At 61.8% G+C, this 12527-nt stretch carries 9 protein-coding genes; 5 read left to right on the top strand and 4 right to left on the bottom strand.

The genetic code is table 11. The features are described 5' to 3' along the window. Positions 1 to 243: 243 nt before the first annotated feature. The 3 genes from secD to ybaL form a co-directional block, all read right to left on the bottom strand. On the bottom strand, positions 244 to 2802 hold the full coding sequence (gene secD / locus FHT29_RS10660; RefSeq protein WP_047556019.1) for a protein translocase subunit SecD: 2559 nt from the start codon (positions 2800 to 2802) through the stop codon (positions 244 to 246). Positions 2803 to 2896: 94 nt separating this feature from the next. Further along, positions 2897 to 3316, bottom strand: a complete 420-nt coding sequence (locus FHT29_RS10665; protein WP_037203211.1) for a hypothetical protein — start codon at positions 3314 to 3316, stop codon at positions 2897 to 2899. A gap of 15 nt (positions 3317 to 3331) precedes the next feature. Further along, entirely contained in the window at positions 3332 to 5191 is a 1860-nt protein-coding gene (gene ybaL, locus FHT29_RS10670; RefSeq protein ID WP_037203213.1) for a YbaL family putative K(+) efflux transporter, read from the bottom strand. Here ybaL and FHT29_RS10675 point away from each other — a divergent pair. Further along, the gene (locus FHT29_RS10675) at positions 5183 to 5539 is read left to right on the top strand and encodes a helix-turn-helix transcriptional regulator (RefSeq protein ID WP_052212128.1); all 357 of its coding nucleotides are present in this window, start codon (positions 5183 to 5185) and stop codon (positions 5537 to 5539) included. The two genes, ybaL and FHT29_RS10675, sit on opposite strands and share 9 nt — an antisense overlap. Positions 5540 to 5637: 98 nt before the next feature. On the opposite strand, the gene FHT29_RS10680 is transcribed toward FHT29_RS10675, so the two are convergent. Then, the gene (locus FHT29_RS10680; RefSeq protein ID WP_047556013.1) at positions 5638 to 7134 is read right to left on the bottom strand and encodes a glycosyltransferase family 39 protein; all 1497 of its coding nucleotides are present in this window, start codon (positions 7132 to 7134) and stop codon (positions 5638 to 5640) included. A 721-nt stretch (positions 7135 to 7855) separates the two neighbouring features. Here FHT29_RS10680 and FHT29_RS10685 point away from each other — a divergent pair. From FHT29_RS10685 to FHT29_RS10700, 4 genes are all read left to right on the top strand, one after another. Further along, positions 7856 to 9502 carry a globin-coupled sensor protein gene (locus FHT29_RS10685; RefSeq protein ID WP_047556011.1) on the top strand — a complete coding sequence of 549 codons (1647 nt, stop codon included), beginning with the start codon at positions 7856 to 7858 and terminating at the stop codon, positions 9500 to 9502. Positions 9503 to 9565: 63 nt separating this feature from the next. After that, positions 9566 to 9862 carry an STAS domain-containing protein gene (locus tag FHT29_RS10690; RefSeq protein ID WP_037203221.1) on the top strand — a complete coding sequence of 99 codons (297 nt, stop codon included), beginning with the start codon at positions 9566 to 9568 and terminating at the stop codon, positions 9860 to 9862. Then, the gene (gene cheY1, locus FHT29_RS10695; RefSeq protein WP_034488652.1) at positions 9859 to 10224 is read left to right on the top strand and encodes a chemotaxis response regulator CheY1; all 366 of its coding nucleotides are present in this window, start codon (positions 9859 to 9861) and stop codon (positions 10222 to 10224) included. Before FHT29_RS10690 ends, cheY1 begins: the two co-directional genes overlap by 4 nt. A 16-nt stretch (positions 10225 to 10240) precedes the next feature. Next, positions 10241 to 12526, top strand: a complete 2286-nt coding sequence (locus FHT29_RS10700) for a chemotaxis protein CheA (protein WP_047556007.1) — start codon at positions 10241 to 10243, stop codon at positions 12524 to 12526. Position 12527: the final 1 nt, after the last annotated feature.

Genomic DNA, 12527 nt, shown 5'->3' on the forward strand with positions numbered 1-12527 from the left:
CGCTTCCATATCCACTGTCGATATGATTGCTGAAGCGGCTCTTGTGTCCGCGAAATCATGTCCGTGATCGACCGGACTTCTCCGGAAAAGACTTAGAGCGGCTAGGCGTTTCACTGAATCGCTTAACCGCTCTATGTTTTTGCTTTGCGCAATTCCGGACGGAAAGAACGCCCCGGTGTCCAGTGTGGACGCCGGTGGACATGCCCGGAGGCCGGGTATGTCCTGTTCCAATCGCGCTGCCGCTTATTCCGCGGCGGGGACCTGCTTATTATCCTTGCCGGACTTGCCGTCCGCCGGCTTCTCGTCGTTGGCAACCGTCTTGGCGTGACGGCGGCGCCAGTCGCCGAGGAAGAGCAGGATGGGTGCTGCGATGAAGATCGACGAGGCGCCAGCGACAAGTATGCCGAACACCATCGGGATCGCGAAGCTGGAGACGGCGCTGCCGCCCCAGATCGCCATCGGCACCAGCGCCAGGAAGGCGGTGGCGTTGGTATAGAGGCTTCGCGCCAGGGTCTCGTTGATCGACTTGTCGATGATCTCGCGCAGCGGCATCGACTTGTAGAGCCGCATGTTTTCACGCATACGGTCATAGACCACGACCTTGTCGTTCACCGAATATCCCACAAGCGTCAGGATCGCGGCGATGGCCGTGAGGTTGAAATCGAGGCCGGTGATCGCGAAGAAGCCGATCGCCTTGGTGACGTCTAGCACCAGCGTGACGATGGCGCCGACCGCGAACGGCCATTCGAACCGCACCCAGATGTAGACGAGCATCGCCAGGCTGGCGATCACGACCGACAGGATGCCGGCCCAGGCAAGCTCGCCCGAGACCTTCGGACCGATGACATCGGTGCCTTCAATGGTCGCGGCTGGGTCGATCTTGGTGATTTCCGCCTTGAGCTTGGTCACCGCTGCTGTCTGTGCCTCTTCGCCGCCGTCCTGGCGCTGGGCGCGGACAAGGATGCTGTTGTTGTCGCCGAAAGACTGCAGTGAGATTTCGCCGAGGCCGAGTGTGTTCAGCCCCTGGCGGAACGTCGACAAGTCGGCCGCGTCCTTGGTCTTGACCGACATCTGGATGCCGCCGCGGAAATCGACGCCGTAGTTGAGGCCTGGATGGATGAATAGCACCACCGAGGCGATCGACAGGATCGCCGAGACGGTGACGCCAAAGAAGCGGGCCTTCATGAAGTGAATGTGCCTGTCATAGGGGCTGAAGGGGATCAGCGGCCTGATGTTGAGCACCTTCAGCTTGCGGCGACGGGTGATGGCGATCATCACGACGCGCACGAAGGCGACGGAGGTGAACATCGAAATAATGAGGCCGAGCCCCATGGTCACGGCAAAGCCGCGAACCGGGCCGGAGCCAAAGTAGAACAGGATGGCGGCCGCGATCAGGGCCGTCATATTGCCGTCGATAATCGTCGAATAAGCCTTCTTGAAGCCGTTATCGATAGCGGCGAAGGCGCCGCGGCCCTTGCGGGTTTCTTCGCGGATACGTTCGTTGATGAGAACGTTGGCATCAACCGCAAGGCCGATACCAAGGACGATGCCGGCGATGCCGGGCAGCGTCAGCGTGGCGCCGACCAGCGTCAGGGCCGAGAAGGTCAGGATCGTGTGAACGAGCAGTGCAAAATTCGCGAGAATGCCCCAGGCGCCATAAAGCACGAAGATGAAGGCGGCAACCAGGACGAAGCCTACTAGGCCGCTATAGATGCCCTTCTGGATCGCATCGGCGCCGAGGTCAGCGCCGACGGTGCGTTCTTCGATGACGGTCAATTTGGCCGGGAGCGCGCCGGCGCGCAGCAGGGCTGCGAGCGTGGTGGCGCTGTCGGCGGTGAAGTTGCCGGAGATCTGGCCCGAACCGCCGGTGATTGGCTCACGAATATTCGGGGCACTCAGCACCTTGTTGTCAAGGACGATGGCGAAAGGCTTGCCGACATTTTCACGGGTGATTTCGGCAAAGCGGTTGGCACCGGCGCTGTCGAAACGGAAGGTGACGAGCGGCTCATGCGTGTTCGGATCGAAGCTCACGCGGGCGTCCGTCAGGCGGTCGCCGGACAGTTCGATACGATCCAGGACCGGATAGCTGTTGCCCTGCTCATCCTTGAGGATCGTGACGCCGGGACCGGGATTGTTCGGATCGGCATTGTCGGCAAGCAGGTGGAAGGACATCTTCGCGGTCGAGCCGAGCAGCTCGCGCAGGCGCGACGGGTCCTGTGCGCCCGGAAGCTGCACGAGAACGCGGTTCGGGCCGACGCGCTGGATGGTCGGTTCGGCAACGCCCACCTGGTCGACGCGCTTGCGGATGACTTCAAGGCTCTGCTGGACGGCGGAATCGACATTGCTGGCGATACCGGCCTGCGAGAAGGACATGGTGATCGTGCCGCCGTTCGGGGCAATCGTCAGGTCGGACTGGCCGGCGGAGAGGCCGGAGGTGACCGTGTTGGCAAGCGTCTGCAACTGCGTCACCGCATCGCCGCTTTGCGTGGGATCGGTGAGCGTTACGACGACCTGGTTGCCGTTGCGGATGATCGAGCGGGTCTGGATGTTCTTGTCGCGCAGAACGCGGCGCGAATCCTGCTGCAGCGATTGCAGCCGGCCATTCGTCAGGTCCTTCTCGTCGACTTCGAGGACGAGATAGGAGCCGCCGCGAAGGTCGAGGCCGAGCGGTACCTGGCTATGCGGCAGCCAGTTTGGGATTTTGCTGAGAGCCGACTGCGGAAGTACGTTCGGCAAGGCAACGAGAATGCCAAGCACGATGATCACCGAGTAGAGTGCCACCAGCCATGGTGAAGTGCGCATGGGTATTATCCTTGGAAATACGCTGATGCCAGCGGTGATGCCGCTGGCGGACGTAGGTCATGTCGGGGAATGCGCCAAAGGGCGCGTTAACCGGTCAGATGAGGCCGACCGGCGGGGCGCGCGCGAGGTAGGCGCGAAATGCCAGGATTTCAGGCTGCGTGACGTCATTGCGATCGCGCGGCTGCCAGAGATCGATGAGAAGTCGGAACGATGGAGCGGTCGCGAGCGTCGCGGGCCCAATATCATGCCAGGTGGCTTTCGGCAGAGCCGTGCGATCGGCGACCACCATGCCGCGAACCGGGTCCCGCAGCGAAAGGTAAAGAGGTTGATTGTCCTTACCGGAAGAAAGCGCGTCTGCATCCGAGCGAGCGGCAAGGTTGATGCCGCCGCCAAGCGCCAGCCCGAGATAAGCGAAGAAGGCGAGGAACAGCGAGGCGATCACGCGCGCTCCGGCGCGGTGCGTCCTGTTGTCCTTATCTTCGCTGTCGGCGGCGCCGAATTCGAGCGGGTTCAACGGTAAAAGATGCCTTCATTCCTTTGCCGGCGCGGGCTCCGGCGGCTCGGTCATGATATCAGGACGCTCCGCGTCTTCATAGTGCGGCCTGTCATGATGCACTTGCGCGAGCCGGTCAACCATGCCAAGCGCGATTTCTCGCTCTCCCATGATGACGGTATCGGCGCCGTATTGCTTCAGCACGTCGATCTCGATGTCGGAATGCGCCCGTGCGACGATCAGCAGCGGAGGGTTGATCGCCCGAGCCTGCTCGGCGATGCTGCAGGCTTCGAATGCGTTGGGAATGGCGATGACCAGGCTGCGGGCTGCGGCGATATTGGCATATCCCAGCACCAGCGCCGAGGCGGCGTTGCCGTAGATCGCTTCGATCCCCGCCTGCTTGAGCTCGCCGATCCGCTTTTCGGAATCCTCGATGACGACGAAGGGCGTAGCAGACGATTTCAGATTCTCGCCGACGATGCTGCCGACCCGGCCATAGCCTATCAGCACGGCGTGACCGGTCATGGTGACCCTGCGCAACTCTTCATCGACTTCGGCGGCAGCTGGCTGTTCGGCAGGAATGGGCGATGGCTCGACGGTCGCCGCCTTATCGGCCTGCACAGCTGCCTGCTCTCCGCTTTCGGGTGTCTCGCCGCCCTGCCGCCTGGCGTCCAGCATCTTGCGCAGCCAGTCGCAGGCGATGAAGGCGAGAGGGTTCAGGATGATCGAGATGATCGCGCCGCCGAGAATGAGGTCGCGCCCTTCGCTCGGCAGCAGACCGAGTTCGACGCCGAGGGCAGCGAGGATAAAGGAGAATTCGCCGATCTGCGCCAGACTGGCGGAGATGATCAATGCCGTACTCATCGGCTTGCGGAAGGCGAGCACGATAACGAAGGAGGCGACCGATTTGCCGATGACGATGATGAATACGGTCGCGAGCAACGGCAGCGGATTGTCGATCAGGATATTGGGGTCGAACAGCATGCCGACGGAAACGAAGAAGAGCACGGCGAAGGCATCGCGCAGCGGCAGGCTTTCCTGCGCTGCCCTGTGGCTGAGCTCGCTTTCCGAAAGGATCATGCCGGCGAAGAAGGCGCCGAGCGCCAGCGAGACGCCGAAGAGCTTTGCCGCGCCAAAGGCGACACCGAGCGCGATGGCGAGGACGCCGAGGCGGAAAAGTTCGCGCGAACCGGTGTGAGCGATGCGGTGGAGGATCCAGGGAATGACCCTGCGCCCGACAACCAGCATGAGGCCGACGAAAGCCGCGACCTTGAGCAGCGTCACCCCGATGATGCCAGTGATGCCGAGATCGAGGCCGAGCAGCCGGCTCAAGCCGGCCGACAGCGGCTCGACGCTGCCGTGGCCGTTACCGGAAATGCTGGCCGCGGCCGGAATGAGCACGAGAGCCAGAACCATCGCGAGGTCTTCGACGATCAGCCAGCCGACTGCGATCTTGCCCCGCTCGGTCTCGACCAGCCGCCGCTCCTGCAGGGCTTTCAGAAGCACGACCGTCGAAGCGACCGAAAGCGCAAGGCCGAACACCAGGCTGCCGCCGAGCGGCCATCCCATCAGTGTGCCGAGGCCCCAGCCGAGCAGGGTGGCAAAGCCTATCTGGACGATTGCACCGGGAACGGCGATGCCGCGCACCGACAGGAGATCCTTCAGCGAGAAATGCAGGCCGACGCCGAACATCAGAAGGATGACGCCGATTTCCGCCAGTTCCGGCGCGAGGTTCTGGTCGGCAACGAAGCCCGGCGTATGCGGGCCGGCCAGCACGCCTGCGATGAGATATCCCACCAGCGGCGGCAGTTTGAACCGGTTGGCGATGGCACCGAGGATGAATGCCAGGACAAGGCCTATGACGATAGTCGAAATCAAGGGCGTGTCATGTGGCATTGCCGTCTCCTCGATGCTGGAAATCCTGTGCGATTATGCTATAATTTGGTTTATGTTGACCAATATGGTTGGTTTTTGATCGTGAATCAAGGCATGAAACCAATGATTCTGACCCCGGCGCTGTGTCGCGCGGCACGTGGCCTGCTCGATTGGACTCAATCGGACATAGCGGAGAAGGCTGGCGTATCGCGAAGCACGATACGCGACTACGAAGGCGGCCATCACGAAATCCACCGGGCGACCGAGGCACAACTGCGCCTCGCCTTCGAGGAAGGCGGCGTCGTTTTCACGGAGATGCCGGGTCTCGGCTGGGGGCTTTGCCCGCGCGCGCCTGTCATTCGCGATTAGAGCAATTCCAGGAAAAGTGCGTAGCGGTTTTCCGTCCGGAATTGCGTAAAAACAATAGCATAGAGCGGTCGGGCGATTCCGTGAAACACGTAACCGCTCTAGGATTTGGGCGACAGGCAGCTCGCTGGGACGCGATAGGCGTAGAGCGTCTTTCCCTTCATGTCACCGAGATCGGGCGACCAGCTCTTCACCAGCTCCGCTTGGCCCCCGACACAGTCGAACGGATCGTCGGAGACATAGAGCACGCTGCCGGTCACGGTCGCTGGCAGAGAGAAATTCTGCTCGTAATAGCTTTTCGGGAAGCCGCCGAAGTTGCGCGCATAGATGTGGAACGGCTTGCCCTTCAGCGTATAGAAGAGATCGGCGAGAATATCGCGGTCTTCGCCGACGATATCCGGTGTCTTCGCCGTTGTTGCGATGTCGGCGATTTCCAGGCTGATGGCGCTGCGGCCGATATAGCGCTTCATGACCAGATCGCCGTTGGGCAGCTTGATGTCATAGGCGAAGACGGTCAGGATCGGGATGACGAAGGCGACGACGCCACCGATGATCAATGAGGTGACCAATCCCTTTTTCGTCAGCCGATAGAGCAGCCAGACGGCGAGGATGGTGCCGGCGGCATAGGCGGTAACAGCCCAATTGGCATAGGCCTTGGCGAAAAGGGCCTGTAGGGTGATCAGGGCCACCACCGGAACGGAAAACCAGAACAGCAGCTTTTCTCGGTCGTCGCTCTGGCCCCGGATCAGCCGCCACCCGGCCCACAGCATGGCATAGAAGACAACCGGCCCGACCACGCCGAACTGCGCCCCGACGAACCCGAGTGCGCTCAGCACGTGTTTCAGCAGCCCGCCGTTGCCGCCGCCCGTGCCCCAATGGGCGATGGTTTGCGTATGGCGCACGGTCGCCGCTCCATGGGTGACGTTCCACCACAGATTGGGCGCAACGACGATGGCGCCCGCAATGGCGGCGATTGCGACGTCGCGCCAGGCGATGCGGGCAGAGCGCAGCGTCAGCATGGCGATGCCGACACCCGGCAGCAGGAAGAGTACCGAATATTTGGTGAGGAAGGCTATGCCGAGGCTGATACCCAGGATCAGCGCCTCGAGAACAGAGGAGCGCTTCGTGAGGCCGAGAAAAGCCCAGATCGCAATTGTCACGAACAGGATCTGGATCGTGTCTGTCGATACCAGCACGGCCGAGAGCGAGGCGGCAGGCAGGGTGATGAAGATCACGCCGACCCAGGGCTCGATATCGCGCCCGGCATCTCCGTCGATCAGCCGCCGTGTCGTACGCATCAGCATCAGGGCGGTTGCGAGATGAAAGAGCGGCGCCGATACGCGGATCCAGAATGTCGAATCCGATCCCGATATGGTGTTGAAGAAGCGGATGACCCAGGCGATCATCGGCGGCTTGGAATAATAGCCGAAGTCCAGGTTCTGACCCCAGAACCAATATTGCGCCTCGTCGACGAACAGGTCCGTCCTGTTGAGCAGTAACATGATCACGCGCCAAAGCGTGACACCGAAGATGATTGCAAGACCGAGCCCCAGCGAAAGTTTCTGGGTGTCTGTTCGGGAATGGGTCGTATCGGGCATTGACTGATGGATCTCGGTGCCGGGTCGTGAGGCTTAATACGGAACTATCAAGCTCAATGCTAGCTCCCGGCGGCCGGGAAAGATGGCGAGACGCCCGTTGCCGCCGCCTCCCAAAGGCTCGGCAACCGATTTGTGCGCCGGAGATACCGGGTAGGTCTTCCTTAGAGGACGCGAGATGCGGTCTTGCCGCGCGCCTGTTCTATGCGGCATAGAAGCATGAACGCCGCGAGCGTCAGGCTGGCCATCAGCGAAGCGGTCAAACCAAGAACAATCATTGCTCTCTCCGTATCGACATCGAAGGTGTCTATGCCTTCAGCAGTAGGGCATGAAGCTTGCTCGTGACTTGCGATCGGCAGCTTTTTTCAGTCGGCTGAACGTTCATGAAGCGCATCGCTAAATTAGGGCTGTTCGAAACAGGACGCTCGGCATGATGTCATTAACCTTCGGGCAAGGAATTAACCATAAACATTGAGCTTGAACGTCGGAATGGGAAAATTGTGACTCGTTCTCACCAGGCATGAAGCCGCCCCGCCGTACCGTGTAGATCCGGTATCCATCTCATCAGACAGGTCCGCAAAAGACTTTGATGAACGAGCGAGCTTCAGCGCCTAGATCTCACGATCGAAGGCTAAGGGCCCCTTTCTCGCCTCCTCATAGCGTCCGGCGCGGATCATCAGCGGTTTCGCCAGCGCTTGGGCGCGCGGCAGTTGCGAGGACGATTTTGGCGCAGGATTCGCCGTCAGATCAGGCAGGTAGGGCGCAGGCTGGCAGCCTTCGCGACCGCTTGCGTTTTGCTGGCCTCGACGCCGGACAATGCGAAACCTTGCGCCGCAGCCGACCGATGCTCGAAGCCCATCTCAAGGCTGGCCTTCGCGATCTCTTCCATCGGTTCCAAAGCTTTCCGGACGCCGCCCGCAATTTTACGAGTGAAAGCCAGCTCCAACGGCTTCAGGATCTGCAAACCTCGCATTGGGACGTGCTGACGGATGCGCGCTTCGACAGTCTCTATGCCGAGCGTGTCAAGGTTCTCTCCGACAGCGAAAGCAAGATGGGGCTCGATCCGCGCTGGCATGTCGCGGGCCACGGGGTGGTTCTGGAGCATATGCTTGCCGGTATCATCGACGAGATGGGCGCCCGCGCCATCCTGCCGGGAAGCAAACGTCGTGCCCGGGAACTGAGCGAGCTCGTCGCCGCCGTCATTCGCCTCGTCATGGTGGATGTCGAGATTGCGGTGTCGCTTCGGTTCAATGAATTGCGTGTCGGCCACCAGCGCGCGCTTGCCGAGCAGCGGGCTGCCGATCGCGCCGAGGCGGCCGACCTCATTGCGGAAGTCGTCAACGGTCTTGCCGTGCGCGACCTGACGGTTCGCCTGCCCATGGATTGTCCCGAAGCCTATGCGGAAGTGGCCGAGGCCCTGAACGCAGCTCTCGACGACATCCAGCAGCAATTTGCCGCTCTGTCCGGTAGTGTTCAGGCGGCGGAGACCGCAACGGACGCCATCGCCCGCGCGTCCAGATCCTTCGCCGAGGATTCGGCAGAACAGTCGCAAGGGCTTGCAGCATCCGCGCGGCAGCTCGCCGAACTGGCCGATCAGGTGCGTGGCAATGCGGCCAATACGCGCTCGGCCGAACGCGCTGCCGCTTCTACCCGGGTGGCTGCGGAAGACAGTGGCCGGATTGTCGGCCAGGCCATATCGGCCATGTCGGATATCGAGACCTCGGCCGAAAAGATCGGTCAGATCATCGGTGTCATCGACGAGATCGCCTTCCAAACCAATCTGCTCGCCCTGAATGCCGGTATCGAAGCGGCCCGCGCCGGCGACAGCGGTCGCGGTTTTGCCGTTGTCGCGCAGGAAGTTCGCGCCCTGGCGCAGCGTTCCGCCGATGCCGCCCGCGAGATCAAGGTTCTGGTGACCGGCACCAAGGCACAGGTGGATGCCGGCGTGCAGATGGTCGGCCGTACGCAGGACGCGATCGGCAGCATCGTTCGCCAGGTGACCGACATCAATGACGTCATCTCCGAGATCGCGACGGCCAGCGATGAGCAGGCCGTCGGCCTGCATTCGGTCACGACCGATATCGGGGGCTTCAGCCAACGCGCTGCTGCGGGGGAAAGCCTCGCAAGCCGCGCGCACGAAGGCGCCGATCATTTGCAGACCGTCGTCGTTGAGCTTGGCCGGACGATCCGTGAATTCCGCATCGAACGCGAACGACACCATGCTGCCGCGCCGGTGCAGGTGGCGGCCGCGCGCCAGCGCCAGCTTCCCGGTCGCGACGAGTTCGTTGCCCGGCGGGATGAGGACGATGTGTCCGAATTCGATTTTCCGCTTCGCAGGATCGGCCTGGGAGGCGAGCGGAATGCCTATTGATGTCTCTGTTTTATGCGCATGCGGGCCGTCAGGCCCGATTTCAGACAACTAAGGAATGAAGCGATGCGGAGTAGGAAAAGCGAAAAGGCAGTCAGTCTGGCCGCGGTGCTGGACCTCAACGAGGCCGCGGCACTTCGCGGCAAGTTGATGGGGTTGCGCGGCAGCAATGTCGTGATTGATGCGTCCGGCGTCGAGAGGATCGGGGCCTTGTGCGTTCAGGTCATCATGGCCGCTGCCAAGACGTGGAATGAAGACAAGCTGTCCTTCACTTTCTCAAAGGTGTCGGACGCATTTCAGAAAACGATGCAGGTGATCGGGGTGGATATCTCCCATCTGCTTGCCAAGGAGATCCGGCAATGAAGAAAAAAGTTCTGACCGTGGATGACTCACGGACCATTCGAAACATGCTTCTCGTCACCCTCAACAATGCGGGCTTCGAGACCATTCAGGCCGAAGACGGTGTCGAGGGCCTGGAGATTCTGGAAGAAGCCAACCCGGACGTCATCGTCACCGACATCAACATGCCGCGTCTCGATGGGTTCGGCTTCATCGAGGGCGTGCGCCGCAACGACAAATACCGCGCCGTTCCGATCCTCGTGCTGACGACCGAGAGCGATGCTGAAAAGAAGAACCGTGCCCGCCAGGCCGGTGCGACCGGCTGGATCGTCAAGCCGTTCGATCCCGCCAAGCTGATCGATGCCATCGAGCGTGTAACCGCTTAAACAGGATTCACCCCTCATGGATATGAACGAAATCAAAGAGATTTTCTTCCAGGAGTGCGAAGAGCAACTCGCCGAACTGGAATCCGGTCTCCTGAAAATGAATGATGGCGACCGCGACCCGGAAACCGTCAATGCCGTATTCCGAGCTGTTCATTCCATCAAGGGTGGGGCGGGGGCCTTCGGTCTGGACGATCTGGTCGCATTCGCCCACGTCTTCGAGACCACGCTCGATTGCGTTCGATCCAACAAGCTGGAGCCGACTCAGGATGTCTTGAAGGTCATGCTCAAGGCCGCCGACGTTCTGGCCGACCTGACCAATGCCGCTCGCGACGGCGGCAGTGTCGATCAGGCGCGCAGCCGGGGCCTGGTCAAGGAGCTGGAGGCGCTGGCGCACGGTGCCCTGCCGGCACCATCCGCCGCTGTTGTCGCCGAGGCGGCTCCGAAGGCCGCCACACCCGCGCCCGCGCCGACGGATGACAGCGGCTTCCAGCCGATCCCCTTCAGCTTCGATGATGATTTCGGTGCCGACGAGGCCGCTGGCGCCGTACCGGAATACGAAGTGAGCTTCCGCCCGCGCTCCGATCTCTACGCCAAGGGCAACGATGCCACGCTGCTGCTGCGCGATCTCGCGCGCTTGGGCGAGATGAGCATCTATTGCGACGTAGATGAGTTGCCGGGTCTTCCCGAACTCGATCCGGAAGCGGCTTATTTCAAGTGGACGATCTCGATCAAGACGGACAAGGGCGAGGATGCCATTCGCACCGTCTTCGAATTTGCCGAATGGGATTGCGACCTTGATGTCCGGCAGGTCGCAGATGCCGCCGGGCCTTCCGGTAACGAAGAATTGCCGATGGTGCCCGTGCCCTTCGATCTTTCCATCCTCGACGAGGAGAGCACCGAGCCGGAAGCCGAGCCGATCGAGGAAGCACCGCTGCCGAAGAGCGATGCGGCCGCGGCCGTTGCGGCGGCTGAAACCGCCAGCAACGTCACCCAGCTTGCCGCTGTCGCCGCTCGCGTCGAAAAGAAGGAAGCGGCCCTGGCCGCTGCCGCCGCTGCCAACGCCGCCGCCGCTCAGAACAGCGCTGCCGCCGCTGCGGGACAGACCATTCGCGTCGACCTCGACCGCGTCGATCGACTGATCAACCTGGTGGGTGAACTCGTCATCAACCAGGCCATGCTGTCCCAGAGCGTCATCGAAAACGACAACAATGGCACGTCCTCGATCAACATGGGCCTCGAAGAGCTGCAGCAGCTCACCCGCGAGATCCAGGACAGCGTCATGGCGATCCGCGCCCAGCCGGTGAAGCCGGTGTTCCAGCGCATGTCGCGTATCGTGCGCGAAATCGCCGACATGACGGGCAAGTCGATCCGTCTGATCACCGAGGGTGAGAACACCGAGGTCGACAAGACAGTCATCGACAAGCTCGCCGAACCGCTGACCCACATGATCCGCAATGCCGTCGACCACGGCATCGAAACCCCTGAAAAGCGCGAGACGCTCGGCAAGAACCCGGAAGGCACCGTGCGCCTGACGGCAAAGCACCGTTCGGGCCGCATCCTGATCGAGCTTGCCGACGACGGCGCCGGCATCAACCGCGAAAAGGTGCGCCAGAAGGCCATTGACAATGATCTGATCGCCGCCGACGCCAATCTTTCCGACGAGGAGATCGACAACCTGATCTTCCTGCCGGGCTTTTCGACCGCCGACAAGATTTCCGACATCTCGGGACGTGGTGTCGGCATGGACGTGGTCAAGCGCTCGATCCAGGCGCTCGGCGGCCGCATCAACATCACCTCCAAGCCGGGGCAGGGCTCGGTCTTCACCATGAGCCTGCCTCTGACGCTTGCCGTCCTCGACGGCATGGTCGTGACGGTTGCCGGCCAGACCCTGGTCGTGCCGCTGACCGCGATCGTCGAGACGCTGCAGCCGGAGGCCGCCGCCATCCATTCCTTCGGCGCGAACCATCGCCTGATCTCGATCCGCAACAGCTTCTGCCCGTTGGTCGATGTCGGGCGCATCCTGAATTTCCGCGCCACACAGGCCAATCCGGTCGAGGGTGTCGCACTGCTGGTCGAATCGGAAGGCGGCGGTCAGCGCGCGCTCATGGTCGATGCCATTCAGGGTCAGCGTCAGGTCGTCATCAAGAGCCTTGAAGCGAATTATACGCATGTGCCCGGCATTGCGGCCGCGACCATCCTCGGCGATGGCCGCGTCGCCTTGATCCTCGATGTCGATGCGGTGGTCGGCGCTTCGCGCGGCCAGTCGCTGAAGGCCGAGATGTCTTACGCAGCGGTGGGGTAAG

It is taken from the genome of Rhizobium sp. SG741 (genome assembly GCF_012275435.1).
GTDB lineage: Bacteria > Pseudomonadota > Alphaproteobacteria > Rhizobiales > Rhizobiaceae > Rhizobium > Rhizobium lusitanum.

Coding starts and splice junctions, on each gene's coding strand:
- secD (WP_047556019.1), bottom strand. CDS start 2,802: ATGCGCACTTCACCATGGCTGGTGGCACTCTACTCGGTGATCATCGTG.
- FHT29_RS10675 (WP_052212128.1), top strand. CDS start 5,183: ATGTGGCATTGCCGTCTCCTCGATGCTGGAAATCCTGTGCGATTATGC.
- ybaL (WP_037203213.1), bottom strand. CDS start 5,191: ATGCCACATGACACGCCCTTGATTTCGACTATCGTCATAGGCCTTGTC.
- FHT29_RS10680 (WP_047556013.1), bottom strand. CDS start 7,134: ATGCCCGATACGACCCATTCCCGAACAGACACCCAGAAACTTTCGCTG.
- FHT29_RS10690 (WP_037203221.1), top strand. CDS start 9,566: ATGCGGAGTAGGAAAAGCGAAAAGGCAGTCAGTCTGGCCGCGGTGCTG.
- cheY1 (WP_034488652.1), top strand. CDS start 9,859: ATGAAGAAAAAAGTTCTGACCGTGGATGACTCACGGACCATTCGAAAC.
- FHT29_RS10700 (WP_047556007.1), top strand. CDS start 10,241: ATGGATATGAACGAAATCAAAGAGATTTTCTTCCAGGAGTGCGAAGAG.